Below are 25,340 nucleotides of genomic sequence, written 5' to 3'. Positions count from 1 at the left end.
GGTTCAGGCGATGACGGCGTTGAGGACGACAGCGGCGCGGTAGACCACGGCGTGCTTGTCGTAGCGGGTCGCGAGTCCTCGCCACTGCTTGATTCGGCAGTAGCCGCGTTCGATGACGTTCCTGTTCTTGTAGTCGGAAGCGTCCAGTCCGACCGGTCGTCCGCCGCGTGACCCGCGTCGTTTGCGGTGTCCCTTCTGATCGTCCGGTTCAGGGATCACGGTCTTGATCCCGCGGGAACGCAGGTGCCCTCGGATCGCGCGAGACGAATAGGCCTTGTCGGCACGGACCGCGTCGGGCCGAGTTCTGGGCCGGCCCGTCTCGCGCCCGACTCGTAGCTGCGCCATCAGCGGCAGGAACATCGGCGAGTCACCCGCCTGGCCTGGGGTGATCAACGTGACCAGCGGGAGCCCGTTGCCATCGACGAGCTGATGGATCTTCGTCGACAAGCCGCCTCGGGAGCGGCCGATGCCGTGATCAGGCGGCTCGAGCGTCAGATCCTTGTAATTCGATCCAGCCCCCTGTGAGCCGGGTCGTGTTCGTCGCATGCTGATGCGCACGGGCAATAGTGGAGTCCACCGACAGCGACCAATCGACCATCCCCGCAGCGTCCGCGGCAGCGACGATCTTCGCGGCCACCCGATCCCACGTCCCATCGAACGCCATCCGGCGATGCCAGGTCCACACCGTCTGCCAGGGACCGAATACCTCTGGCAGATCACGCCACGCGATCCCTGTCCGGTAACGGTAGACGATGCCCTCGACCATCGTGCGGGCGTCGGAGAACCTCCGCCCCGGCCGGCCCGTGGGACGCGGCAGCATCTCCTCGATCAACGACCACTGAGCATCCGAAAGCACCTGAAACCGCGACACCCATCGAGACTCCCAGCCGCAGCCCCAAACCTCTGTCAGACACGCCCTAGTTCTTGGCGGTGCCGGGGCGAATCGTCCCTTGACGGAACCAGTGCGCTCGTAGTCGCGGAAAGTCCCTTGTCAGGTTGGCCGGAGTGGGCCAAGGTTGGCCACATGACTGAGAAGCCGACACCGGATGGGCCGCAGGACCCCCGCGATCGGATGAAGGCGGCCCTGGAGGCCAAGAACGCCAAGTCGCGCCAGGGTGCCGATGGGCAGGCAGCGCACCTGTCGGGCCACGGCCCCAAGGCCGTCGCCAAGGCTGCGGGCAAGCGTGAGTTCCGTCGCAAGTCGGGCGGGTAGGAGGGACGATGAAGTTGGCTGAGGCGCTCGCCGAGCGCGCCGAAGTACAGGCGCGGCTCGACGAGCTGAAGCGACGGGCCGTCGCGTCGGCCCGGGTGCAGGAAGGTGACGTGCCCGAGGAAGACCCGACGGCGCTGATGGCTGAGGCGGAGCGGTTGATGAACCGGCTGGCGGAGTTGGTGCGGCGGATCAATGCCACCAACTCGGTGACCCCCTTCGAGGGAATCGGCACCATCACCGACGCCATCGCCGAACGTGACCTGGCCGCCCGTCGACGGAGTTTCAACGCGGAGGTCGCCGATGCAGCGTCCGCTCGGATGGACCGCTACACGCGCACCGAGGTGAAGTTCGTCTCCACCGTGGACGTGGCGCGGGTCAGGGCCAACGCGGACGCGGCAAGCAAGCGCTACCGCGAGCTGGACACCGCCCTGCAGCAACTGAACTGGAGCACCGACCTGGTCTGAGCCGGAAGCAGGTAGTCGCGTCAGCGCGTGCCAAGCCCACGGCGCCGGGGGCCAAACCGGTGCCTCCTCCTGCAACCCTCTGGGCGGGGGCCCTGGGCGAAAGCCCGCACACTTCACGCCCTGCATGGTTGACATGGGTATGGAGCACGACGAACACCTCACCACCACGGCACGGGGGCGCGACGAGGGAGGGTCCGGGGACCTTCCGGCTCAGATGCATGCGTGCGAGGAGCGGGAGTCGCAGTCACACTGCGCTCTGGAGGATGGCAAATGTCCTCAGATCCAGGAAGCGTTGCCCGTGCTGATGAAGCCTCGAGTGTTCGAGGGGCGTGGTGGGTGATCTGTTGGACGGCGTCCGCCGTGGTCGTGGGGCGTCCCAGCTGCGCGGACGCGTGGTGGGGTCGGTGAAGTCGAAGCTGACGTCGTCGGGGAGCACCCCCGAGCCCGCTCAGTGGCCACGACTTCGCCGAGGACATGGACGACTACCTTGGGACCCGCCCACCGCCCCCTGTGTGCTCGTCATTGCCGTACGCAACGAATGACCTCATCTTGCGGACGCAGCTACCACGATCACGCACGGGTGGACGCCACCAACGCCGTAAATGCGCCGCATCTCGCGTTACCTCTCCGTGACGAAGGGGACACACCCGTGACATGCGAAAGGGCAAGGATCATGCCCTCACCCATCCCCGCTCTGGAAGGAATTCAATGGCCACCCCACCCACTGATGCGGAGCTCGACACCATGATCCGGGCCCGTCTGGCGAGCATCGGGATCGACCTGTCCCAGTTGCCCGAGGGCAGCATCCCCGATCCCACCACCGGTAGCCCGGGGCAAGTGACGGTTCTGGCCAGCCTGCGCCGCTTCGTGCGCGGCTCAATCGCCACCGTCGCCGGATGGCAGCCACCGACGCCGAGTGGCGTTTCGGGCGACCGCGAGCTGCTCCAGCAGCAGACGGCCGTTCCCGTGATGTACCCATCCATCGCCACCGCCTGGAGGAACTCATGACCATGCAGTACACCCCAACCAACCATCATGAGGACGCCAATCCATACGGAACCGCGTCAGACCCTGCCTTCGCGCCCGAGTGCGCAGAGCAGCCGACCGCGGTTCACCGACGCAGCTTCTTGGCGCGGATGGGGGCTGTCGGCGCACTCGCCGTGATGGGCAACGTCGCGCTCCCCGAGGTGGCCGCAGCTCGGACCCCCGCGCGCACCTCTGCGGCGCCAAAGGTGTCCGTTCGCCGGGCGGTGCGGGATGACTTGAGCGAAGCCACGTTGGCCGAGGCCATAACGCTGATCCAGGCGGGTCGCCTCAAGCCGTCCCTGCTGCTGCGTGCTTACCTCGACCGGATCGGCGCGTTCGACGACACCTTGCAGGCGTTCAACCTGGTGGCCGCCAAGGACGCGATGGCCGCGGCGGTCGCGTCTCGACCTGGGTCCGGAATCTTGGCGGGCATACCGCTGGCGATCAAAGACAATTACTACACAGCTGGTTACAAGACCACGGCCAACAGCTTCATCTTCCAGGACTTCGTGCCGCCTTTCGATGCGACGGCCGTGGCCCGACTCAAGCAGGCCGGGGGCATCGTGCTGGGCAAGACTCAAATGGGTCCATTGGCAACCACCCGCGCCACTACCCCGAGTGGTGTCATCACCACGGTGAATGCCTGGTCTCCGGCGAACCCATCGGTTGACCCGGGCGGGTCGTCGTCGGGTTCCGCCTGCGCTGTGGCGTCTCGGATGGCCGCGAGCTCGGTGGGCACACAGACCGGCGGCTCCATCACCGCCCCGTCCAACCAGCAGAACTTGACCGGCCTGAAGCCCACGATGGGCCGGGTCTCCTTGTATGGGATCATTCCGCTCACCTATACCCGTGACCATCCCGGGCCACTGGCTCGGACGGCAATGGATGCCGCGATCATGCTGTCGGTGATGGCGGGGGAAGATCCGCACGACCCCCGGACACAGGGGCTCCCGGCGCCTGCGGACTATGTTCGCGCGGCCACGCCAGTGACCAAGGGCGGGACAGTGTCGTGCAGGTATCCCACTCGGGTGGGATACCTGCCTGACTTCCTCGCCGTCACGGGGGAGACGCTGGCGCTGCGCAAGAAGTTCCTGGAAAAGCTGGACGCCATCCCCGGCATCAGCGTCGTCGCGGTCCCGTTCCCAGATGAGTGGGACGTGTTGGCCGGTTCGGCCATGAACGACGTCCGCCTGCCAGAGCGCAGCGAGCCCTTTCTGCCCACGATGCGCAGGGATCTGCGTCTGTTCGGGGTTTCGGTGACCTCGTGGCTGGCCGGGGCCCTGCTGGGTGCAGACGAGTACGTCAGGGGCCAGCGCGCCAAGGAACTCTTCCTCGACCGGGTGCTATCGGAGGTATTCGGACCGTGTGATGTGGTGCTGCAAACCGACCCGTCGTACTTTGACCGAGTTGGGCTGCCGGAATTGGCTCTCCCAATCGGCTTCACAGCCGCGAACCTGCCGGTCGGCACCATCCTGGGAGGGCAACCGTTCGCTGAGGACCGCCTGCTGGCGGTGGCGGCGGCCTATCAAGAGGTGACTGACTGGCACCTGCGTCGCCCAGCCGACCCGGCCGACGACAACCCGCCTCCCGCCACCCCGCTCGCCGGCAGCGGCAAGGCGTACTCGCGGACGGCCGCCGGGTTGACAAAACCCCCGGTAGCGCGTGCCCACCGAGGACGGATGTCCGCGCATCAGGTGCATCAGGAAACCGAATAGCGGGCATCGAGCCCCACATCGGGCACGAAGCGTTTTGCGTCGCTGGACTGAAATGTTCGGAGGGCCTTGCCAAGATCTCCTTGGCAAGGCCCTCCGTGGTGGAGCGGGCGACGGGAATCGAACCCGCGTGTCCAGCTTGGGAAGCTGGCGCTGCTCTACCATTGAGCTACGCCCGCGTGCCGTGAACGGCGAGGACTCGCGACCCGCTACGACAAGCACGCCGTGGTCTACCGCGCCGCTGTCGTCCTCAACGCCGTCATCGCCTGGACCAAGACATTGTCAGACACGCTCTACGCCGACGGCCCCATCAAGCCCGAGGTCACCGAATAGCGGGCATCGAGCCCCACATCGGGCACGGAGCGTTTTGCGTCGCTGGACTGAAATGTTCGGAGGGCCTTGCCAAGATCTCCTTGGCAAGGCCCTCCGTGGTGGAGCGGGCGACGGGAATCGAACCCGCGTGTCCAGCTTGGGAAGCTGGCGCTGCTCTACCATTGAGCTACGCCCGCGTGCCGTGAACGGCGAGGACTCGCGACCCGCTACGACAAGCACGCCGTGGTCTACCGCGCCGCTGTCGTCCTCAACGCCGTCATCGCCTGGACCAAGACATTGTCAGACACGCTCTACGCCGACGGCCCCATCAAGCCCGAGGTCACCGAACCCGACGGCCAGGTCTGGCGCAACATCACCACCCCGGAGGTGGAGAAGGTGGCCGAGACCCTCAAGTAATTCCGCGGCCGCTACCGCTACAACCAGATGGACGCCAACATCCGCGCCATGTACGCCGACGTCCCGGTGATCAGCCAGTGGGATGACCACGAGACCACCAACAACTGGTACCCCGGCGAGGTGCTGGACGACGAGCGCTACCAGATCGAACGACGCGCCGACGTGCTCTCGGCCCGCGGACGCCAGGCCTTCTTCGAGAACATGCCCATCTCGGACCTGCATGGCCGCGGCCGCCACGACCTGGGGCAGCAGCCGCAGATGTACCGCGAGCTTTCGCGCGGCTCGCAGCTGGACGTCTTCTGCCTGGACATGCGCAGCTACCGCGACGCCAACACCCCCGGCACCGAGGACCAGCGCACCGCCTTCCTCGGCAACCGCCAGGTGGAGTGGCTGCTCGACGGGCTGGAGCGTTCGACGGCCACCTGGAAGGCGATTGCCGCGGACATGCCGATCGGCATCATCGTGCCCGACGGCAAGAACATCGAGGCCGTGGCCAATGGCCGCTCCGGTGCCCCCGCCGGCCGCGAGCTGGAGTTCGCCTACCTGCTCAAGGAGATCAAGCGTCGCAAGATCCGCAATGTGGTGTGGTTCACCGCGGACGTGCACTACTGCGCCGCCCACTACTACGACCCGGAGAAGGCTTCCTTCAGCGACTTCGACGGCTTCCACGAGTTCGTCGCCGGCCCGATCAGCGCCGGCGGCTTCGGCCCGAACAAGATGGACTCCACCTTCGGCCCGCAGGTGCTCTTCCAGGGCGTGCCCAGCTACCCGCTGCAGTCCCCGCGCAACCAGAAGGCGATGTTCTTCGGCTACGTGGAGATCGACCGCGCCGGAACCATGAGCGTCAGCCTGCGCAATGGTCTGGGCGAGGTGCTCTACAGCAAGGACCTCGAGCCCAGCCGCTGATTCCTTCCCTCGTGGCGGGGCGCGGCCAGTACGGCCTGCGCCCCGCCACGAGAATCGACCAGCAGATCACCCGGGCCGGGAGCGCCCACGCTCAGGCCAGCCAACCCAGGCGCATCCCATGGTCGATTCCCGTGGAGCCGGCTGCCAGACTGCTCGTAGGCTGGGCACATGCCAGAGCTGGTGATCGCCAAGAATCCCGAGCCCGACACCTCCTTGCCCTACCTGCTGAAGCTGCCGTTGGGCGACGGGCTGGTGCTCAAGGTGAAGGAGACCTGGCCCCGCACCGGCAAGCTGTACTGCCACCCTGCCGATTGGCCAGACGAGCCGGAGATCGTGGACAGCCTTGCGGTGCGCTCGTGCACCCGGCGCGGCGCCGCCATCGACCTGCTGCTGGAGCGGAGCCGGGAGAACCGGTCGCAGTTCGTGATGACCAGGGTGCGCGGCGGCCGGGAGGCGATCTTCTGGCAGACCCGCAACACCGCAAAGCAAGCCCGTCCAATGGCGAAGGTCCCCACTGCCCGGGCCTCCGGTGTCGAGGGCATGATGATCGACGTCGACTCCCGGGAGCGCTATCCGTGGAAATTCTCGACGCAGCAGGCCAGCACCGAGAGGCGGGCCCTACCGGCGGGTGACTACGCGGTCCGCTCGGATGACGAGGTGCTGGCCGCAGTGGAACGCAAGTCCTTGGCGGACCTTGTCGGATCACTGATGAACGGGACCCTGAAGTACCAGCTAGCGGACTTGGCGACGCTGCCGCACGCGGCGGTGGTGGTGGAGGATCGCTACTCGTCGGTCTTCAAGCTGACCCACACCAAACCGGCTGCGGTGGCGGATGCGATTGCCGAATGCCACCTGCGATTCCCCACCGTGCCCATCATCTTCGCCGAGACCCGTGCCCTCGCCCAGGAATGGACCTACCGTTTCTTCGGGACCGCCCTGGCCGAACACGAGCAGGATGTCGCTGCCAGGCAACGCGTCGAGCGCCTCACGCACCAGGACTGACACATGTTCGTGCTGCTGGCCCTGGGCTCCCGGGGCGACGTCCAGCCCCTGGCCACCCTCGCGGGAGCCCTCACCGACGCCGGCCACGAGGCCGCCGTCATCGCGCTGGCCGAATACGCACCACTGGCGCAATCCCTTGCCCCACAGGCAGATTTCGTCCCGGTAGACGCGAGCCTCGACGACGCCCTGAGCCGTGGCCCGGTCCAGGACCTCGCGGCCCGAAGCCTGGGTGGGCAGTACCTGCTGCTGAAGAAGTGGACCTCCGGCATGGCCGGCACCTTCACCGACGCCCTGCTCGCCACGGTCCGGCCGGGCGACACGATCGTCACCGGCGTCCTGGCCCGGGGCGCCGCGATGGCCTGCGTCGCGGCCAGGGGATGCCGGCTGGCCACCGTCGTGTTCACCGGACAGCTGCCCACCCTGCACCGCGGCAGCTTCATCTCACCGCAGTACTTCACCGGGTGGGAGCCCTACGACGCCTGGGGCACCCGGTTCAGCTGGGAACTGTCCACCTCCCTGGGCAATGCCCTGACCAACGCCACCCGGCATCGCCTGAGCCTTCCCCACAAGGGATTCCGGGACATCACCCGATTGGCCGACGAGCACCGGATCATCCTGGCCGCCAGCCCCCTGCTGGTGCCGCCCGCCGACGACTGGCCCGCCACCACCCGCCGGACCGGATATCTGGCACCGCCCTCCCCGCAATGGACCCCGGACACAGACCTGGCTGCCTTCCTGCGCAGGGATCCCGTCTTCGTCGGCTTCGGCAGCTTCACCCAGTTCACCGCCGAGGCAGACCTGGATGCCATCATCCGCACCGCCCGCTCCACCGGCCGCCCATTGCTGACGCTCGCCCCACCGGGCACCATCCCCGGCCATCTGGACGACGACGTGCTGGCCATCCCGGGAGCGCCCTTCAGCCAGCTCTACCCCCGCGTCGCCGCCACCATCCACCACGGCGGCGCCGGCACCAGCCACGAGGCGCTGCGCAGCGGCCGCCCCACCGCGGTGGTCCCCTTCGGCGTCGACCAGCCCTTCCACGCGTCGCGGCTGCATGCCCTGGGGCTTGGCCCCACCCCCGGCCGGTTGCGCCGCAACCACCTCGACGCCGTTGACCTGAGCCGCCTTGTCGACGCACTGACCGTCGGCCCGCAGGCCAACGCCCATGCCGAACGCGCCCGGGAGATCGGGGAGCTGGCGCGCCGCGAGGATGGCCTGGCACTCACCGTCGAAGTAATGACTAGCTGGATTGAGCCTCAGGCTAGTTCGTCGAGGAGATCTGCCACCCCCGGATAATCGGGATCAAGCGCGGCCACCCGCATCAGGTCCTTGCGCGCCAGCGAGGACTTCCGCTCCGCCGCGTAGGTTTTGGCCCGCTCAACCCATGCCCACATCCGGACGGAGTCTGGCATCCAGCGCGGCCTCAGAATCACCCCGATCACCTGCCTCGAACCGGCAAGATCGCCCAGCTCACGCAGCGCCACTGCTCGCTGGAGACTGAGACAGGCCGTAAACACCGAGTCGACCGCGTTGTTCCCTTGAGAGATTGGCAACACGTCTGCCGGCCGACCAGCCGCCAGATACAGGTCAGCCAAGGAGACTGCAACAACCTCCGAAGAGGACAGGCCTTCCACGACGGCAATCGCCTGGTCAAGGAGTCCCCGCTGCTGGAGCAACTCGGCGAGCACCAGTCCGAGGGTGTCCCGGTGCGGAGGCATCACCACGACGACATCACGGGTCAGCCAAACAGTGGTCTCCGATGACGCGAGATAGCGCTTGATGAATGGGTCCTGCGACGGATCGAAACCCTCGGTCCACAGTTCCCCCAGCAACTCTCCCGACATCGTCGCCAGTCCTTGGAGGTAAAGGCATGCTTGTCGAGACTTGGGGGACCGGGCAGCGATGTCCTGCAGCGCATCCAGGCGACCTCTCTCGACCCTGCCGAACAGCTCCTTTTCCCAAGATGGCGCCCAGAGGCCCGGGCGAGGACTGACCCGATCCGAGCCAGCCGGAGAAGTCTCAATATCGGATGCTGTGGGATGTTCTGGGCGTAGCGGATAGCGGATCTTCTGGCTGAAACTGAGACCTGTCCCGGGGATTCCCACTGAGGCCGTTGTCCCATGGCGCGAGTTGACGTTGATCCGCGCCGCGCGGCCGCCAGCCGAGATTCCCAGTGACTTGTTTGTCACCGTCATTCTCAGGCCCGGTGCCACTTTGAAGGAACGGCGCATGCGCAAGCCCATGTCAGTGCCTACTACTCACACACGACACCATCGTCGTCCGCGTCCCGATAGAAGCCGTACTCGGGGTCAGCTCCTTGCCGATAGGGGCCGTAGCCCGCAGCCTTCGCCGCCTTGCACGACCCCATATCTGGATCGGTGGGCCCAGACTCATCCGGCCCAGCGCCCTGCGGCGCAGCGAACCCTGCCCTCGACGTCGCCGGCGCAGCGGCGGCCGCGGTGATCATCTTCGTCGCAGTAGCCGTGGCGGTGGTTGTTGCATTGACTGTGGCCGTCACAGTGGCTGTGACCGTCGCTGTCGCAGTGGCCGTGGCCGTCACAGTCGCGGTTGGCGCTGCCACTGATTCGGTCAAGGTGACCGTCGCTGTCGGAACGGCGGCAGCCGACATCGGCTGGGTTGCTGGCTGCGACGGAGAAACAAGGCTCAGCACAACCAACGAGACAGGCACGGCCGCAGCCCAGAACCGCTTCTTCTTGTACAGAGGACGCGGATCCTTGGGACCAGGAGGAGACAACTGCGGGTTGAACTGAACAGGGCTCGAGCTCTGTCCCGGACCGGAGGTCCATCCGATGGGTGGCGGGGGCGGGGTGGGATCACCCATGGCAAGTCTTCTTTCTAAGGAGCGCCAAAGGAGCGCAACGAACCCCGAGCCCGATCAGCCTAGGCACACCGGTCGAAGTACTGGACTGCCAGCATCCACTGGAAAGCACCTCTTCAGGTAGTGAGGATTCCATATGACGGAACAGCGTCTGATTCTCCAACCCTGGGAATACGGCCACGTGTCTGACTTCAGCCCCGCGGCGCACTCCACATCAGGTCGTAGATCCCCAGCGGTGCCTTCGCCGACGAGTACTGCAGATGTCGGCGGCTTTCCAGTGCACTGCGCAGGGAGGTCGCATCCGCCTCGCTGCGGTGGAGCAGGAGCGCGGCGTCGGGCGTCTGCGGCAGGGTGACGTCCATCGTGAACAGCTCCACCATCTCCGGCAGCGCCACGCGGATTGCCTCCATCGGCTGGGACGCGGTGATTCGCAGGCGGTACTCGGCGGTCAGTCGGTGCCCGGGCGTGACCGTCGAAATCCGACGCCGGGTCAGGTGCACCAGGTCCCACCCGTCGCCGGTCTCGACGGGATCGGCCAGCCGCTCCCGTCCAGTGAGGTCCAGCACCTCCCCCCGGGCACCCGAGGGCACCAGCAGCCAGACCCCCGGGTCACCTTGCCGGGCCACCACCGGCCGCGCGAGCACGCAGATGGTGCGCTCCACGACGCACGGAACCGAACCGTCCTTGGTGGCATTGGCGTAGTCGAAGGCGTAGCTGATCCGATGCGGCGCCTCCGTGAAGTGCGCCACCAGGGCCCAGTAACGCATCTCTCCGCGGGTCACACGGGTGAAACCGTAGGTGTCCTTCCGCTCGGAGAAGCGCCAGTCCATCGTGAAGTCGAACATGTGCAGCTCCCCCGTGGCCAGCGGACGGGGCAGACGGATGTTGGCGCAGAGGATGGTCTGGTCCTCCAGCCGGACGACGTCGCGTAGCTAGCAACCGCGGCCGGGTGTGTTCGCGCTGCTCCATCCGATCCTCCGAGGCCCACAGCGTGTCCTGCACGAAGGCGTAGTCATGACTGCCTTGCGGGTGCAGCCCCAGCACGGACATGGTCTCTTCCAGCTGCTCGGCCGCCGTGGCACGGCGCACCGGATCCCACCGGCTGATGGCGTCCTCGGGCAGTGGCAGGGAGAGCTGCCCGACGCCCAGCCCCAGCAGGGATTCCAGCGCGGCCAGGGCCTGCATGTCCCTCTCCTGGGCCGGAAGGGCCGCGCCCGAGCGCCAGTATCTCAGGGAGGCGAGGTCCAGCCGCACCCCTCCTGGCGCCACAGCTGCTGCTGGATCTGCCGCAGGCTCAGCCGCGAGTCCCGGATGGCTCGGGCGAGGACTGCGGCAAGCCGTTGTCGGGCGACTCTGGGACAGCCATGGTTCCATCTTCGCCCATCGCGCAAAGAATCACCGATTGCGACAACCTGGTGGTCAACGTCCCCGCATCACCGGGCGACGCTTCTCCACGAAGGCAGCGACGGCCTCGGCCGCATCCTGCGAGGAGGCACAGAAGCGCATGTTCTCGTTCTCCCGATGCAGGGCCTCCGCATAGCTCAGGCCCAGCGCCCCGAAGTTGTGCCGCATGCCGCGATAGGCGACGGTGGGCCCCGCGGCAAGCTGGGTCACCAGTTCCTGCGCGCGTCCGGGCACATCCTGGTCCGGGACGACGATGTCGGCCAGGCCGGCGGTCAGCGCCTCGTCGGCGGACATCGGCTCGTTGAGCATGCAGAAGCGGCGGGCCGCGGAAATCCCCATCCTGGATGCGAAACCCACCGTCGAGCCACCGGCATTGGAGATCCCCAGCCCGGGGAAGGAGGCCCGGAAACGAGCGGAGTTGCCCGCCACCACGACGTCGGCCATGGAGACCATCCCCAGCGCCCCGCCGACACACCAGCCCTGGACCTGCGCCACCGACGGCAAACCCAGCCCCCACAGCCTTTCCAGCGCTGGGTTGAAGCTCTCGAAGAGGTCCATGATGGCGCCCTGCAGGTCATCGATCCGCTCATGGAAGGCCCGCATGTTGCCGCCCTGGGAGAAGTCCTGCCCATCCGCACGCAGCCACAAGGCCCGCACGTCCTGGTGGGCCTCGACGACGTCGAGTGCCTCCACCAGGCTCTCCACGAAGCCGACGTCGATCCGGTTTCCCGTCTCCGGGGCGCTGAGCACGATGCTCGCCACGTCATCGCTGATCTCGGCCCTCACCTGCTGCGTCATGGCATCTCCCGTCGTGGTTGGGCGGTCTCCCCCATCCTGCCCGACGAGCCACCGGGAGTCGCCCGCGGATCCCATCCATCCACTGAAGATCTGGGCGATCCACCGCCCATCGCCCCTCCGTGAGCCCGATCCACCGCAGAATTGTGATACCCATCATGGAAAGCGAGCGTTGAAGGAGGGGTTCCAGATGCACAATCGCCAGATGCTGACCGCGGCACTCACCGCCCTGACACTCGTCGGCTGTGCCGGTGGCAATCCGGGGACAACCACGGGGTCCGCGCCTGCCGAAGCACCTGCTGCCTCCACCACACCGGAACCGAGTTCCGCGCCAACCCAGAGCCCCAGCACCACTGCCGCGCCGCTGTCCATGAACGTCAAGGACGGTGCGACGCAGGTTCCGGTCAGCACCCAGATCACCGTCACCGGAAACCCGAGCGACGTGCAGGTCACCACCAACGCCTCGGGCAAGAATGCCGTCCCGAAGATCACCGGAAAGCTCAATGACAAGGGCTCCTGGGTGGCCGATGACCGGTTGGACCCCGGCGCCCGCTACACGGTGAACGCCACCGGCCCGGCCGGCGAGAGCACGACAGCCAGCTTCACCACCGCCACGCTGTCCCGTTCCCAGGAGGTCTTCCCCACCCTGTCGCCGGTGATCAACGGCCCCTACGGGGTGGCCCAGCCCATCGTCGTGCACTTCGACGTACCGGTGAAGAACAAGGCCGAGTTCGAACGCAACATGCACGTCACCAGCACCCCCACACAGGAGGGATCCTGGGGCTGGTACGACGACAAGACGGTCCACTACCGGCCCAAGCAGCACTGGAAGCCCGGCACGAAGATCTCGCTCGATGCGCGGCTCAATGGTGTCGATGCGGGCGGTGGCAACTACGGCCAGCTGAACCGCACGCTGGAGCTGGAGATCGGCCGGAACCAGTCCGGCAAGGTGGACATCGCCAAGCACACCATCACCTGGCTTCGCGACGGCAAGCCCGTCGGCACCTGGCCGATGACCGCCGGCAAGCCCGGCTTCACCACCCGCTCCGGGACGAAGCTGGTGATGGAGAAGGCCGAGCACATCAAGATGAACTCGGAGACCACCGGCATCGCGCAGGACTCGCCGGAGGGCTACAACGTCCCCGTCGCCTACGCCCTGCGGGTCACCAGCTCCGGCGAGTTCATCCACTCCGCCCCGTGGAATACCGGAAACTTCGGTGTCCGCAATGCCTCCCACGGTTGCGTCGGGATGGACGAAGGGCAGATGTACAAGCTGTACACGACCGCCCAGATCGGTGACCCGGTGGTCTTCACCGGTTCCAGCCGCAAGCTCGAGGTGGGCAACGGCTGGACCGAGTGGGACATGACCTGGGAGCAGTGGAAGAAGAAGTCGGCCCTCAGCTGAGGCTGGCCAGGAAAGCGTCGACGATCCGGAAATAGCTCTCCGGGTCATCGCGACGCACGCAGTGCCCCACACCGTCCAGCAGCTCCATCCGCACCTGCGGATTCGTGACGCGCTCCGGGGAAGGAACGATCGTCGAGTCCGAGGGCGCCAGCACCAGGGTGGGCACGGCCAACCCGTTGAGCACCTCGTCGCGGTCCATCGGGCCGAAGTCCAGGAGCTCCATCATCCGCAGATCCACCTGCAGTTTGGAAGCCGCCCAGGCCTGTGCCTCAGCGGCCGACCAACCGGCCTCGATCTGGCGGGCGATCTCCGTGTCCTTGCGCTGCCCGAAGTCCTTGAGACCGTCGATCCACAGGCGCATCTCGCGGCGGCGGTGGGGCGTGGTGTCCATCAGCGCCGGATCCTCCAGCACCAGGGCCCGCACCAGTTCCGGGCGCTGCAGGGCCGCCAGCACCGCGGTGCGACCGCCCAGGGAGTGACCCACCACCACTGGTGATTCGTCGAAGCCCTCCAGAACCTCCACGAGATCCGCGACGTGGGTGGCGACCATGTCCCCGGCCTGCTCCTCGGTGAAGCGCGGCGATTCCCCGTGGCCCCGCAGGCTGACGGTGTGCACCCGCCAGTCTGCGGACCAATGGGCGACGGCGTCGGGCCAGGTGGTGCCCGCATCGGTGACACCGTGCACCAGCACCAGCGCCGGATCGTGGGGCTGGCCGTGGACGTTGACGCTCAGGGAACCGCTCATGCTGGCACCCTAGCCCGGCCTCTCCACGAGAACCGACCAACAGTCTGGGCCTACCAGATGGCCGGTTCCTTCCGACAAGGGCACGCGAAATCGGCCCGGGCAACCCGTGGCCGATTCTCGTGGCCGCCCCCGGAAGCCAGCTCACACCAGTTGACGATTCCACTGGGTTGGGCGCCAACGACGACCTCCAGGAGCCCCCATGCCCCTCATCGATGCCAGCCACGACCTCTAGGCCCGCACCCTCACCCTCACCGCCTGGTTCGCGGCCCCCGTGGAGCGTTTCTGGCAGGTCTACGCCGACCCGCGCCAGTTGGAGAAGGTCTGGGGCCCGGCCGAGATGCCCGCCACCTTCACGGAGCACGCCCTGACTCCCGGCGGCCGGATGAACTACTACATGACCGGCCCCGACGGCCAGAAGTACTGCGGCTACTGGGAGGTGCTGACGGTGGACGAGCCCCACGACTTCACCGTGCGCGACGGCTTTGCCGACGAGGACTTCCGGCCCAACACGGACCTGCCCACCAGTGACAACGAGTTCCGCTTCGAGGCCGTCGACGGCGGGACCCGCGCCACCTACGCCAGCACCTTCGCCAGTTCCGAGGGTCTGCAGCAGGTGCTGGAGATGGGCGTCATCGAGGGCAGCACGTCGGCGATCAACCAGATCGACGGACTGCTCGCCCAGCAGCCCTGATGCAACCGCCGGGGTTCACCCTCGCCGCCGATCCGCGGGACAACCAGGACGCCCTCGCGCTCGACGAGCAGGACGGCATCGCGGTGGTCGTCGACGGTGCAGGCCTTCCCCGTGACCCCGAGGCCGGCTGTCGGCACCCGGTGAGCTGGCACTCGCGCGCCCCGGCAGAGCGCTACCGGGACCTGCTGCGGGACAGGGCGCTGCCGATGGACGAGGCCCTTGCCCTGGCGATCACGCAGGTGAGGGCGGGCACTGCATCCCGAGTGCCGCCTGGACCATACGGCCCCGAGCGCGACGGTGGCGGCCTTCCGTGAGACAGATCACCTTGTGGAGCACCTGGTGCTGTGCGATGCCTCCATCGTGCTGGCCTTCGCCGACGGCACCGTCGTGGGGGTCACCGACGATCGGCTCGATCGCGTGGTGGGGCCCGCGCAGGCGGGTCTTGCGGATCCGGCCGAGCGGTTGGTGCGACGTCTGGAGGCAATGCACCGGACCCGCAATGTCCCAGGTGGCTGGTGGTGTTGCCAGCACGACCCGGCCGCCGCCTTCGAGGCCCTGACCGGGGCACATGACCTGCGGGAGTTGAGGGGCGTCATCGCCGCCAGCGACGGTGCCACCCGCGGGCACCAGGGCCTGGGGCTCTTCGAGCTCGCGCACCTGGCCGACGAGGTGCTGACTGGGGACGCGCCCCGCCTGGCGGCCACGATCCGTGCCACCGAGGAGGTCCGGGCCGAGGCCCTGCGCGCGAGCGCCACCAAGGTGCACGACGACCTCTCGATCGCCTGGGCCGTCACAGCGACATCAGGCCGCGGACCAGCGCGCTGAATCCACCAAGCCCGGCAAGGGTGAGCGCCACGGACCTGGCCCGCTCCAGTCTCACGCGTTGCGCCAGCCATCCCCCGGCAAGGATCCCGGCCACGACGGTGACCACCACCACGGGCAGCAGCCACCACGGCGGCAGGGCAGTCCCGGCCGCGGACATCAGGGACTTCACCAGCACCGACGAGAATCCCATCGTCGCGAAGACCGGCTGCATGGAGGCCGCGAAGGCCTTCTGGTTCCAGTCCACCAGCCGGGAGTGCACCACCATCACCGGCGCGGACACCCCGGCGGTGGTGTTGAAGATGCCGCCCAGGAAACCCGCGAGCGGCGTGATCCAGCGGTTGCGCAGGGTGGGCATCCGGCCCAGCGCGCTCGCAGCGACGGTGATCAGGATGGCGCTCAGCACCACGGCCCCGACGATGACCTGCAACCAGGCCGCCGGGGTCTGCTTGACGACGAAACCTCCGACGACGGCCCCGGGGACGGCGAAGCCGCAGATCAGCAGGGTCCGGGACCATTCCACGTCGCGGCGCAGGGCGACGAGCATCATGAGGGCGGAGACGGTGGTGGTGGCATTGGCCACCAGGACACCGGTCGCAGCCCCCAGCACGACGGCCAGGATCGGCGCCAACACCTGGCCCATCCCGGTGCCGGACAGCCGCTGCAGCACGGCACCGACGAAGACGGCGGCGAGCACCAGCACCAGGACCGGGGCGGAGAAGACCATGGCCCGATCCTTCCACCCCTCGACAGGCTCGGGGAACGAGATCACAGCCTCGGGCAACCGAGTGATTTTCCGCAAGCCGAGTGGGTTCCTGCGATCCGAGTGGGTTCCTACGATCCGCGTGTGTTGCAACCCGAGCGCATGTTCGGCGAGCGGGAGGCCGGACCGGGCGAGCAAGAATCCCGGAGCCAGACCCCGGGGGAGCGGGCCGGGCGCGCCCCAGTCCTAGGGTTGGGGCATGCCGTTCTCCGGAATTCCCCTCGAGGCCGTCGACTTCTACCGCGAACTGTCGGTGAACAACACCCGCGAGTGGTGGCTGGCCAACAAGCCCCGCTACGAGGAACTGGTCAAGCAACCCTTCCTGGAGCTGGCCGAGCTGGTGGCGCCCGCCTTCGGGGAGCCCAAGATCTACCGCCCGCACCGCGACGTGCGGTTCAGCCATGACAAGTCGCCCTACAAGACCCACCAGGGCCTGTACGTGCACAGTTCGTCGTTCACCGGCTGGTACCTGCAGGTGGACTCGACGGGCTTCCTGCTGGCTGGCGGCAGCTATTTCTGGGCCGGGGACCAGCTGGCGCGCTACCGGGCGGCCGTCACGAATGATGCGACGGGCGTGCAGCTGGAGGAGATCCTGCGAGAGCTGACCGAGGCCGGCTATGTGTTGGGCGGAGAGAAGCTCGCCACGCGCCCGCGCGGCACGTCCGCCGATGCGCCGCGGCTGGAACTGCTGCGCCACAAGGCCTTGTCCGCAGACCTGACACTGGGTGAACCGGAATGGATGGCGACGCCGGAGGCCGCCGAGTACGTCAACGATGGCTGGGACGAGCTGCGGCCCTTGATGTCGTGGCTCCATGACTTCGTCGGGGAGACAGAGACGTCCCGCGGGTGATACTTTGGTAAGACCACATCGCGGAGGCCATTTTCTGGAACTTTTCCAGAAAATGGAATATATCTAGAGACCGAGAGGTTCTCTCAGGTGAACGGGGCAACATCTGTTCACCCGTCTCCCCGCGACACACCCAATGACGAGTCCGGTCCGGCCCCGCCGTGCCCGGAAAGGAGCAAGCATGTCCATTGACCGCGCACCCCGCGAGTCCTACAACCACGCCACCCGCAGCGCCATCCAGTTCGACGAGGAAGGCTACATCGGCACCATCCGTGGTCAGGTGGCCGTCGACGACCGCGACATGCTGGGCCTGACCCGCTCCGTCGTGCGCGCCGATCGTCCCCGCACCTGGATCCGCGACGAGGACCGCAGCACCGAGATCTGACCGGGCGCGCCCCGTCAGCGAGCGGCCCTGCGCAGGCTGAGCCGCATCCCGGCGGAGGCCACCGCGGCCATCACGCCCGAGGCGAGCACCGGCCAGAAGCCATGCGCCGGCCAGACGGCAAGACGTCCGGCCACCGCCGCCCCGGCGCTCACGCCGAGCGTCAGGCAGGTGGCCAGCACGGTCATCATCGTCGCCACCCGGTCCCGCGGCGCGATCCGCTCCATCCAGCCGAAGGAGCTGACCAGCGTCACGCCGGCACCCACACCCAACACCAGACAGACCAGCGACGCCAGCCACGCCGACGGCAGCACCATCAGGCCCAGCGCGGACAGCACCATCAGCACCCCACCGGACAGCACCCGCAAGGGAACGGTGAAGCGATCGGCCAGGCGGCCGACCAGAAGGCTCGCCGCGCCACTGCCGATCCCCACGCACCCGTAGACCAGGCCCGTGATGCCGGGCATGCCGCGCGCGTTGAAGAGCGCTGTCAGGGCTGTCTGCGTCGCCCCGAACAGGATGCCGACGCCCAGACAGGCGAGCATCGGCCACAACACCGAGCGCCCGGTACGCGAGTGGGCCCGTGGGCCCTGCGCGGCCGTGTCATGGACGGCCCAGTCCTCGCGTTCCCGCCACAGGTGGCCGACGAAGACCCCTTGCAGGACGAGGGTCATCCCCATCATCGCGAGCGCCGCTGGTGCGGCCCCCAACCAACTCACCAGGACACTGGCCAGCACCGGCCCGATCACGAAACCGATCTCGTCGACCGCCCCCTCATAGCCGAGCGCCCGGGAGACCAGGTGCGGGGCGCGCAGCCGCGTCGCGAGGTGTGACCAGTGACTGCGGGCCACCGGCCCGATCTGCGGATTGGCCGCACCGACCACCGCCCCGCAGGCCAGCAGCTGCCAAGACGCGACGTGGTGCAACAGCCCGATGAGGAAGGCGGCCTGCCCGGCGAGGGAGACCAGCGTCGCCCCGGCAACCACCGGCAGCGGCCCGAGCCGGTCCACCAGGCGCCCCACGACGGGTGCACCCACCGCGCTGCCCAGACCGACGGCCGCCACGGCGAGCCCACCCGTCGCCAGGCCACGCCCGTCGTGGGAGAGCACCATCAGGTATCCCAGCTGCACCATGGAACTGGGCAGCCGGGCAAAGAAGGCGGTCAGCAGGAAGGCCCAGCCACCGGCGCTGACCAGGGACTGGGAGCCGGGCTCGGGAAAGGTGCCATGCGGGGCCTGCGGGCCCACGTCGGTGGCCTGTGTCATCAAGATCTCCAGGGGTCGTCGGACGGGACGCGCCCCGGCCTCACACGCGTCGATTGAATCCCCTGTGCCCCCAGCCTACGTGCCAGCCGGCTCGCCCACCACCTTCAGCCCCATGACGCACGCGAGGATGCCCAGCACCAGCAGCACCTTGACCAGACTGAAGCGCTCCTCGTCGGCGGCAATCGCGTAGAAGAGCGTCGCACTGGCGCCGATCCCCACCCACACGGCATAGGCGGTGCCGACGGGGATGGTGCGCATCCCGTAGGCCAACCCCGCCATCGACAGGGTCATGCCGGCCAGGAAGGCGACGATGGGCCACGGACGGGAGAAGCCGGTGATGCGGCCCAGGGCCGTTGCCCACACCGCCTCGAACAGACCGGAGAGCACCAGGATGAGCCAGTTCATGACGCCCATGCTGCCACGCGGCGCAGGGTTCAGCCCCGCTCGCGCAGATGACGCCAGGTGGGCTCCGGGATGGTGACCTCCGGCTCGCGGCGGCCGCGGGAGACCCAGTCCCGCACGGGAGACGCGCTGGAGGCAAGCACCGTCAGCACGGCCAACCCCGCCGCCGTGAGACTCCCCAGCCCCGTGGCTCCCGACGCAGTGATCCCCGCCAGCAGGTTCACCGCGTCGACGACGGCCACCACCATCAGGAGGACCCACGCCAGACGCTTGCGCGCCACGATCAACCACCACAGCACCACGGCCGCCAGGGCCACCAGCGTCGACGCGCGCAGGTCCGACATCCCGGCACCCAGCACCGGGCCCAACAGGTCGCGCAGGCCCACGAAGCCCCAGGCCGCGGCCACCAACAATGCCCGCCCGGCCACCAGGACACCCGTGATCCACAGGGCCGCCGGGGGCACACCATGCCTGGCGAAGCCGGGATAGCGATAGGAACGGGCGGCGATCTTCTCCTCCGGCTCGACCCGCATCAGGGCCCCGCCGACGTCAAGGATGGGCAGGTCACCGTCGGTGCGAACCCGGTCGCCACCGCCATTGCGGTGATGGTAGGCCGTGGAGAAGTCCTTGATGACATGGACCGTTGTCTCCGGGTCCGCGTAGCGCACCGTGTCAATCAGGTAGTCCCGCTCGATGTCGATGTTCTCGTCGATCTTGTGGGTGATCTGCCAGGTGAACATGGAGAAACCCACGGCCCGGTCATAGGTGGCGGCCGCCAGCCAGGTGACCGGTTGGCCACCGGGCAGCAGCCAGCCGTGCGGCACCCGCCAGAAGCGCACGTGGTGGCGCCGCGCCGGGTTGCCGTCCACCTCCTGCTGGTAGGCGAAGTCCTGGCGTCGCTGGAAGAGGAAGAGCCCGGAGACCGGGGCAGCTGGATAGGAACGCCGAAGCACCGAGGAGCGGATCATCCCCCAGGCCGAACGGACCGACAGGTCATCGGCGCGGGTCCAGCCCGCGGCACGCATGGCGGCATGGACATCGTGCTCATTGCCGTCCAGCCCAAGGTTGATCGGGTCTCCCAGCAGACCGTCCGCGGTGCGGGTCCGGCCAATGAAGTAGTCGGGCAGGTAGAGCAATGTGAACAGCTGGTGCACCCGAGGAAGGGCCAGGTAGGCCGTCGTCGCCCAGAAGAGCACCAGGTGCATCAGGCGGACCCGGTGGCCGGAGAATCCCGTGGTCAACAAGATGGCGGCCAGCCAGAAGGCCAATGCCAGTGCCACCACCACGAAAGCCGCGGCCAGCAGCTCGAAGACCGCGAAGGTGCGCCGCGCCGAGACCTTGTCCGGCGCGTGCCGGTAGACCGGCGGGGCCGGCGGCACCGGGTAGCGGGGCGAGGACATGACCCCATCCTGCCGCAGCCGGGCCGGTCACCGGATCCCTGCCCTCCGCGCACGACGACAGAAGCCCCCGGCCGCGCAGACCGGCCACGAGAATCGACCACCCGTCTCCCCCAGCGCATCGGGCACCAACGCGATGGGTGAGCCCGGCCGTGATCCCGCGGCCGGTTCCCGTGGCGGGCCCGGTGGGAATGGCGCCCTACGATCGCTCGGGTGACTACTCCCGCGCCCCGCGCCATCATCTGGGACTGGAATGGCACCCTGCTGGATGACGTGGACCTCTGCGTCGCCAGCCTCGCCACGGCAATGACCGAGCACGGACTGGAGCCCCTGGACCGCGAGGCCTACCGGGCGCGCTTCGGCTGGCCCATCCGGGACTTCTACTCCAGCGTCGGCTTCGTGACTGACGAGGCCTTCACTGCGGGCGCCAACCATTATCTGGAGTTCTTCTGGGCCGGGGTGGCAGCCGTGCCACTACAGCCCCACGCCCGGGAAGTGCTGCAGGAGGTGGCCGGGCTGGGGCTGCGTCAGGTGCTCATCTCCGCCACCCGGCAGGACCAGCTGTCGCGCCAGCTCGCCCAGCACGACCTCGGCGGTCACTTCGAGGCGATGCTGGGCGTGATGGAGGCGCTGGACCCCAACAAGGAGCATGTGGTGACCAGATGGTTGTCCCGCACGGAGCTGGCACCGGGCGAGGTGGTGATGGTGGGCGACACCAACCACGACGAAGAGATCGCCGCCCGTCTGGGCACGGCATTCGTCCGCTTCGTCCACGGCGCGCAGGCCCCCACGCCCGGCACCGACTCCCCGCTGCTGGGTGACCTGCGCGATCTCGTCCCGCTGCTGCGGGACCGCCTGCATCAGGCCTGAGCGACGGCCTGTGCGACGGGGGTCCGGCCTTCGTTGAAGCTGATCACCTTCCGGGAGGTGGCCTCCGGGGCGTCCACCACCGCGGCGATCACCTGGGCCACATTCCCGCGGGAGACCTTCCCGGCAGACTCGTCAGCCACCGAGATCTCCCCAGTCGGCTCGTCGAGGGTCAGGGTGCTGGGCCGCAGCACGACCCAGTCCAGGGAGCTCGCCATCAGGTGCTCGTCGGCGGCGGCCTTGGCCTCGGCATAGTGGAAGAAGGAGTTCTCGGGGCTGACCCCGTGGTCCCGCCCGGCACCGAAGTAGCTGACCATCACGAAGCGCGGGACCCCGGCGGCAACCGCCGCATCGATGGTGCGGATGGCGGCGTCACGGTCCACGGCGTAGGTGCGCTCGGGGCTGCCGCCGCCGGCTCCGGCAGACCAGACCACCACGTCCTGCCCGCGCAGCAGTTCGGTGAGTGCTGCGGTGTCCAAGGACTCGACGTCGGCCACCACGGGCGTGGCCCCGGTGGCGGCGATGTCGTCGGCCTGCTCCGGCTTGCGGATGACGCCCTGGGCCGGGTGCCCGGCCTCCACCAGCAGGGGCAGCGCCAGCAGGGACACCTTCCCGTGGGCTCCGATGACGGTCACTGCGGCCATGACGGCCTCCTCACGACGGGGCCGGCCCGGTGCCGGCCTGTTCCGGATACAACGCACGCCGCCGTCGCCCCTATTCCGAGCCCGCCCCCCGGTGCCACTGGGGCGGCCACGGGAACCGACCGCTGGAAGATCCCCGCCCAGGGATCTCCCGCGTGGGGAGCCAGCCGGCCGGAGAACCCGCGGCTGGTTTGCGTGGCCGGGCCCCAGATCCCGGTCCATTGCCCGGCGCTACGCTGACGCCAGACCAACCTTGGAGCACCCCGTGATCCCCAGTACCGCAAGACCCAGCATCGTCATCATCAGCCCCGAGCACTGCGACCACCTGCTCGACGAGTTCGGCCGCTACGCCCGTGACTACGAACTCCACTGCGCCCCCGATGCCGAACAGGCCTGCCAGGTGATGCGCAGCATCAATGCCGACGGCGGGGACGTGGCCCTGATCGTCTCCGATTCCTTGCTTCCCGACGCGGAGGTCGCCGACGCCTTCGAGCAGTGGCGTGCCCTGGAACCCAATGCTCGCCGGCTGGTCTTCACCCCATGGGAGCGCTTTGCGGAGACCGTGCCGCTGCTGCGCACCCACCTGGCCCGGAGCGTCTTCGACGCCTCCCTGTTGATGCCCCGGGGCGTGCGCGACGAGGAGTTCCACACCGCCGTCACCGAGCTGCTGAGTGACTGGGGCAACATGGTGGGCGCCCCGGTGGTGGCCAATGTTTTGATCATTGCGGAGGCCTCGGATGCCCTGGGGCTGGCGCTGGGCGACTACCTGCACCGCACCGGGATGCCCTTCAAGACCGTCCGGCCGGATGCCCCCCGGGCCAAGGAATTGCTGCACTCCCTACCGTCGGAGGAGCGCCGGCTGCCGCTGGTGAAGGCGCCCCAGTTCGGGAAGCCCTTCAGCCCGTCGAGCGTGCGTGAGCTGGCGGCCATGTTCTACGGCCGCCCGGACCAGATCGAGTCCGATGAGGTCGCCGACGTGGTGATCGTAGGCGCCGGACCGGCAGGACTGGCGGCCAGCGTCTACGCCTCGTCGGAAGGGCTGACCACCCACTGCCTGGAGTCGGAGGCGATCGGCGGACAGGCCGGAACCTCGTCGATGATCCGCAACTACCTGGGATTTCCCCGCGGCATCTCCGGGATGCGGCTCGCGCAGCGCGCACGAGCCCAGGCGCTGCGTTTCGGCACCCGCTTCTGGACCGGCTGGCCGGCCACCGGCATCAGCCGTGCCGACGGGCACTTCATCGTCCACACCGACGGCGGCGACATGGCGGCCCGCACCGTCGTGGTGGCCACCGGGGTCACCTATCGGCGACTGGGCGTGGACGAGATCGAGGAGCTGGTGGGCAAGGGCGTCCACTACGGGGCAGTCACCACGGCCGCTCGCGAACTGGAGGGCGGCCACGCGGTGGTGGTGGGCGGCGGCAATTCCGCTGGTCAGGCCGCCATGCACCTGGCGCGCTTCGCGGAATCGGTGACCATCGTCGTGCGCCGCGAAGGCCTGACGGAGACGATGAGCGCCTACCTCGTCGACGAGATCGAGGCCAATCCGCGCATCCATGTCCGCGGCCGCGCCCAGGTGGTCGGTGGCGGTGGCGACGGACGCCTGGAGTGGATCACGCTCGCCTCCACCCGCGACGACGCCCGGGAGCGCATCCCCGCCGACGGGCTCTTCCTGCTCATCGGGGCGGCACCGCACTGTGACTGGCTGCCCGACGACATTGCCCTCGACGAGCACGGCTTCATCCTCACCGGCGCCGAGACCCCGCGTTCGGCCTGGCATGACGGCACCCCACCGGCCGCGCTGGAGACCACGATGCCCGGCGTCTTCGCCGTCGGGGACACCCGCTCCGGGTCCATGAAGAGAGTGGCCTCGGCGGCGGGCGAGGGCGCCGGCGTGGTTCCCCTTGTGCACGCCCATCTGGACCTTCACCACCGCTGATGCTCTGCCCCGGAACCCTCCCGCAATGTCCGCTGGCGGCATAGCCTAGGACTGTCAGCGACGACGAGCCCGGGAGGTAGACATGCAGAAGAGACGTCTGGGAGGAATTGGCCTGGAGGTGTCCGTCCTCGGCCTGGGCTGCATGGGCATGAGCGGCGGCTACAGCGAGCGGCCTGACCGCGACGCCATGATCACGCTCCTGCGCCAGGCCGTGGAGCTCGGGGTGACCTTCTTCGACACGGCGGAGATCTACGGGATGGGCCACAACGAGGCCCTGGTCGGCGAGGCACTGGCCCCGGTGCGGGACAAGGTGGTCATCGCCAGCAAGTTCTTCGAGAAGATCAACCACGAGGTTCCCGAGCTGGAGGGCCGTCGGGTCCGTCCCGACGAGGTGGCCGGCTGTCTGGAGGGCACCCTGCGACGTCTGGGCACGGACTGGCTGGACCTGTACTACCTGCACCGGGTGAACCCCGAGGTCCCGATCGAGGAGTACGCCGGGGTGCTGGGGGAACTGGCCGACGAGGGAAAGATCCGCGGCTACGGCCTGTCGGAGGCCGCCGCCGAGACCATCCGTCGTGCCGACGCAGTCCATCCGGTGACCGCCGTGCAGAGCGAGTACTCCCTGTGGTGGAAGCGCCCCGAGGAGGAGGTGCTGGGCGTCTGCGAGGAACTGGGGATCGGATTCGTGCCGTTCAGCCCGCTCGGAAAGGGCTTCCTGACCGGCACGGTGGACACGTCGACCTCCTTCGAACAGGGCAATGACATCCGCACCACCATCCCGCGCTTCGCCCCCGAGGCGCTGGAGAAGAACATGGCGATGGCGGAGCTGGTGCGTGACGTCGCGGAGAACCACGGGGCCGCACCGAGCCAGATCGCCTTGGCCTGGCTGCTCAGCCGCAGGCCGTGGATCGTGCCGATCCCGGGCACCCGTCGGCTCGAACGACTCAAGGAGAACCTGGGCGCCGCGACGCTGGAGCTGTCCGACGAGGACATGGACGCCCTCACCGAGGCCGCCGCCCAGATCCCCATCGAGGGCGGCCGCTATGACGAGCACCACGAGAGCATGACCAACCTCTGAGCAGGC

At 68.3% G+C, this 25,340-nt stretch carries 27 protein-coding genes, 2 tRNA genes and 2 pseudogenes; 18 read left to right on the top strand and 13 right to left on the bottom strand.

Annotation, left to right across the window (positions count from 1 at the left end; all coding sequences use genetic code 11):
- Positions 1 to 3: 3 nt before the first annotated feature.
- Positions 4 to 871 (bottom strand): annotated as a pseudogene (locus EDD41_RS11305) (IS5 family transposase).
- Between the two features lie 153 nt (positions 872 to 1,024).
- On the opposite strand from EDD41_RS11305, the gene EDD41_RS11300 reads away from it, so the two are divergent.
- The 4 genes from EDD41_RS11300 (at position 1,025) to EDD41_RS11280 (ending at position 4,418) form a co-directional block, all read left to right on the top strand.
- Positions 1,025 to 1,213, top strand: a complete 189-nt coding sequence (locus EDD41_RS11300) for a DUF5302 domain-containing protein (protein ID WP_094766003.1) — start codon at positions 1,025 to 1,027, stop codon at positions 1,211 to 1,213.
- An 8-nt stretch (positions 1,214 to 1,221) separates the two neighbouring features.
- Entirely contained in the window at positions 1,222 to 1,677 is a 456-nt protein-coding gene (locus EDD41_RS11295; protein WP_094766002.1) for a DIP1984 family protein, read from the top strand.
- Between the two features lie 708 nt (positions 1,678 to 2,385).
- Positions 2,386 to 2,685 carry a hypothetical protein gene (locus tag EDD41_RS11285; RefSeq protein WP_211336640.1) on the top strand — a complete coding sequence of 100 codons (300 nt, stop codon included), beginning with the start codon at positions 2,386 to 2,388 and terminating at the stop codon, positions 2,683 to 2,685.
- A complete protein-coding gene (locus EDD41_RS11280) occupies positions 2,682 to 4,418 on the top strand; it encodes an amidase (RefSeq protein ID WP_245995631.1) in 1,737 nt (578 codons plus the stop codon). Before EDD41_RS11285 ends, EDD41_RS11280 begins: the two co-directional genes overlap by 4 nt.
- A gap of 99 nt (positions 4,419 to 4,517) precedes the next feature.
- On the opposite strand, the gene EDD41_RS11275 is transcribed toward EDD41_RS11280, so the two are convergent.
- Positions 4,518 to 4,594: transfer RNA gene (locus EDD41_RS11275), tRNA-Gly, on the bottom strand.
- A gap of 253 nt (positions 4,595 to 4,847) precedes the next feature.
- A tRNA-Gly gene (locus tag EDD41_RS11270) sits at positions 4,848 to 4,924 on the bottom strand.
- Between the two features lie 46 nt (positions 4,925 to 4,970).
- Between EDD41_RS11270 and EDD41_RS17210 the strand changes: the two genes are divergently transcribed.
- The 4 genes and pseudogenes from EDD41_RS17210 to EDD41_RS11250 all read left to right on the top strand — a co-directional run bounded on the left by EDD41_RS17210 (position 4,971) and on the right by EDD41_RS11250 (position 8,348).
- Positions 4,971 to 5,144, top strand: a complete 174-nt coding sequence (locus EDD41_RS17210; protein ID WP_211336639.1) for a hypothetical protein — start codon at positions 4,971 to 4,973, stop codon at positions 5,142 to 5,144.
- A 12-nt stretch (positions 5,145 to 5,156) separates the two neighbouring features.
- Positions 5,157 to 6,050, top strand: a pseudogene (locus EDD41_RS11260) (alkaline phosphatase D family protein); the annotation flags it as partial.
- Positions 6,051 to 6,218: 168 nt separating this feature from the next.
- Positions 6,219 to 7,052 (top strand): ERCC4 domain-containing protein, encoded by an 834-nt coding sequence (locus EDD41_RS11255; RefSeq protein ID WP_094765999.1) that lies wholly within the window; start codon positions 6,219 to 6,221, stop codon positions 7,050 to 7,052.
- A gap of 3 nt (positions 7,053 to 7,055) precedes the next feature.
- Positions 7,056 to 8,348 (top strand): glycosyltransferase, encoded by a 1,293-nt coding sequence (locus EDD41_RS11250; protein ID WP_123575961.1) that lies wholly within the window; start codon positions 7,056 to 7,058, stop codon positions 8,346 to 8,348.
- Here EDD41_RS11250 and EDD41_RS11245 read toward each other — a convergent pair.
- Entirely contained in the window at positions 8,309 to 9,295 is a 987-nt protein-coding gene (locus tag EDD41_RS11245) for a DUF4236 domain-containing protein (RefSeq protein WP_123575960.1), read from the bottom strand. The two genes, EDD41_RS11250 and EDD41_RS11245, sit on opposite strands and share 40 nt — an antisense overlap.
- Before the next feature lie 11 nt (positions 9,296 to 9,306).
- Positions 9,307 to 9,420, bottom strand: coding sequence for an excalibur calcium-binding domain-containing protein (locus EDD41_RS18195; protein ID WP_170165347.1), 114 nt, complete (start codon positions 9,418 to 9,420; stop codon positions 9,307 to 9,309).
- A 91-nt stretch (positions 9,421 to 9,511) separates the two neighbouring features.
- Between EDD41_RS18195 and EDD41_RS16915 the strand changes: the two genes are divergently transcribed.
- Positions 9,512 to 9,823 (top strand): hypothetical protein, encoded by a 312-nt coding sequence (locus tag EDD41_RS16915; protein WP_170165346.1) that lies wholly within the window; start codon positions 9,512 to 9,514, stop codon positions 9,821 to 9,823.
- Between the two features lie 259 nt (positions 9,824 to 10,082).
- Here the strand turns inward: EDD41_RS16915 and EDD41_RS11235 are convergent, their stop codons facing one another.
- Positions 10,083 to 10,736, bottom strand: coding sequence for a hypothetical protein (locus tag EDD41_RS11235; RefSeq protein ID WP_123575958.1), 654 nt, complete (start codon positions 10,734 to 10,736; stop codon positions 10,083 to 10,085).
- 574 nt (positions 10,737 to 11,310) lie between these two features.
- Positions 11,311 to 12,168, bottom strand: coding sequence for an enoyl-CoA hydratase/isomerase family protein (locus EDD41_RS11230; protein ID WP_123577048.1), 858 nt, complete (start codon positions 12,166 to 12,168; stop codon positions 11,311 to 11,313).
- 112 nt (positions 12,169 to 12,280) lie between these two features.
- On the opposite strand from EDD41_RS11230, the gene EDD41_RS11225 reads away from it, so the two are divergent.
- Positions 12,281 to 13,495, top strand: a complete 1,215-nt coding sequence (locus EDD41_RS11225; protein ID WP_170165345.1) for a L,D-transpeptidase — start codon at positions 12,281 to 12,283, stop codon at positions 13,493 to 13,495.
- On the opposite strand, the gene EDD41_RS11220 is transcribed toward EDD41_RS11225, so the two are convergent.
- Entirely contained in the window at positions 13,488 to 14,240 is a 753-nt protein-coding gene (locus tag EDD41_RS11220) for an alpha/beta fold hydrolase (RefSeq protein WP_094765993.1), read from the bottom strand. The genes EDD41_RS11225 and EDD41_RS11220 overlap by 8 nt on opposite strands.
- A gap of 271 nt (positions 14,241 to 14,511) precedes the next feature.
- Here EDD41_RS11220 and EDD41_RS11215 point away from each other — a divergent pair, with 271 nt between their 5' ends.
- From EDD41_RS11215 to EDD41_RS11205, 3 genes are read left to right on the top strand one after another with little or no spacing between them, the layout of a single operon-like run.
- Entirely contained in the window at positions 14,512 to 14,931 is a 420-nt protein-coding gene (locus EDD41_RS11215) for an SRPBCC family protein (protein WP_170165344.1), read from the top strand.
- Positions 14,931 to 15,245: a hypothetical protein gene (locus tag EDD41_RS11210; protein ID WP_123575956.1), complete on the top strand. Its 315-nt coding sequence runs from the start codon at positions 14,931 to 14,933 to the stop codon at positions 15,243 to 15,245. The genes EDD41_RS11215 and EDD41_RS11210 overlap by 1 nt, the downstream gene beginning before the upstream one ends.
- Positions 15,246 to 15,270: 25 nt before the next feature.
- The gene (locus EDD41_RS11205; RefSeq protein ID WP_148060539.1) at positions 15,271 to 15,756 is read left to right on the top strand and encodes a hypothetical protein; all 486 of its coding nucleotides are present in this window, start codon (positions 15,271 to 15,273) and stop codon (positions 15,754 to 15,756) included.
- Here the strand turns inward: EDD41_RS11205 and EDD41_RS11200 are convergent.
- Complete coding sequence (locus tag EDD41_RS11200) at positions 15,722 to 16,480, bottom strand: sulfite exporter TauE/SafE family protein (protein ID WP_123575954.1); 759 nt, start codon at positions 16,478 to 16,480, stop codon at positions 15,722 to 15,724. The two genes, EDD41_RS11205 and EDD41_RS11200, sit on opposite strands and share 35 nt — an antisense overlap.
- A gap of 235 nt (positions 16,481 to 16,715) precedes the next feature.
- On the opposite strand from EDD41_RS11200, the gene EDD41_RS11195 reads away from it, so the two are divergent.
- Both EDD41_RS11195 and EDD41_RS11190 read left to right on the top strand, forming a co-directional pair.
- Positions 16,716 to 17,366: a DUF2461 domain-containing protein gene (locus tag EDD41_RS11195; RefSeq protein WP_123575953.1), complete on the top strand. Its 651-nt coding sequence runs from the start codon at positions 16,716 to 16,718 to the stop codon at positions 17,364 to 17,366.
- A gap of 178 nt (positions 17,367 to 17,544) precedes the next feature.
- The gene (locus EDD41_RS11190) at positions 17,545 to 17,748 is read left to right on the top strand and encodes a hypothetical protein (RefSeq protein WP_094765989.1); all 204 of its coding nucleotides are present in this window, start codon (positions 17,545 to 17,547) and stop codon (positions 17,746 to 17,748) included.
- Positions 17,749 to 17,762: 14 nt separating this feature from the next.
- Here EDD41_RS11190 and EDD41_RS11185 read toward each other — a convergent pair whose 3' ends face one another.
- From EDD41_RS11185 to EDD41_RS17205, 3 genes are all read right to left on the bottom strand, one after another.
- Positions 17,763 to 19,010, bottom strand: a complete 1,248-nt coding sequence (locus tag EDD41_RS11185; RefSeq protein ID WP_123575952.1) for an MFS transporter — start codon at positions 19,008 to 19,010, stop codon at positions 17,763 to 17,765.
- Between the two features lie 75 nt (positions 19,011 to 19,085).
- Complete coding sequence (locus EDD41_RS11180; RefSeq protein WP_123577046.1) at positions 19,086 to 19,415, bottom strand: DMT family transporter; 330 nt, start codon at positions 19,413 to 19,415, stop codon at positions 19,086 to 19,088.
- A gap of 29 nt (positions 19,416 to 19,444) precedes the next feature.
- A complete protein-coding gene (locus tag EDD41_RS17205) occupies positions 19,445 to 20,812 on the bottom strand; it encodes an LssY C-terminal domain-containing protein (protein ID WP_211336638.1) in 1,368 nt (455 codons plus the stop codon).
- A gap of 210 nt (positions 20,813 to 21,022) precedes the next feature.
- On the opposite strand from EDD41_RS17205, the gene EDD41_RS11170 reads away from it, so the two are divergent.
- A complete protein-coding gene (locus EDD41_RS11170) occupies positions 21,023 to 21,679 on the top strand; it encodes an HAD family hydrolase (protein ID WP_170165343.1) in 657 nt (218 codons plus the stop codon).
- Here EDD41_RS11170 and EDD41_RS11165 read toward each other — a convergent pair.
- Positions 21,670 to 22,320 (bottom strand): SDR family oxidoreductase, encoded by a 651-nt coding sequence (locus EDD41_RS11165; protein ID WP_094765985.1) that lies wholly within the window; start codon positions 22,318 to 22,320, stop codon positions 21,670 to 21,672. The genes EDD41_RS11170 and EDD41_RS11165 overlap by 10 nt on opposite strands.
- A gap of 262 nt (positions 22,321 to 22,582) precedes the next feature.
- Here EDD41_RS11165 and EDD41_RS11160 point away from each other — a divergent pair, with 262 nt between their 5' ends.
- Entirely contained in the window at positions 22,583 to 24,256 is a 1,674-nt protein-coding gene (locus EDD41_RS11160; RefSeq protein WP_245995630.1) for an NAD(P)/FAD-dependent oxidoreductase, read from the top strand.
- An 82-nt stretch (positions 24,257 to 24,338) separates the two neighbouring features.
- A complete protein-coding gene (locus EDD41_RS11155) occupies positions 24,339 to 25,334 on the top strand; it encodes an aldo/keto reductase (protein ID WP_123575949.1) in 996 nt (331 codons plus the stop codon).
- The last annotated feature ends 6 nt before the right edge of the window (positions 25,335 to 25,340 follow it).

The organism is Luteococcus japonicus (assembly GCF_003752415.1).
GTDB classification, from domain to species: domain Bacteria; phylum Actinomycetota; class Actinomycetes; order Propionibacteriales; family Propionibacteriaceae; genus Luteococcus; species Luteococcus japonicus.
This window is presented reverse-complemented; position numbering and strand designations above follow the sequence as displayed.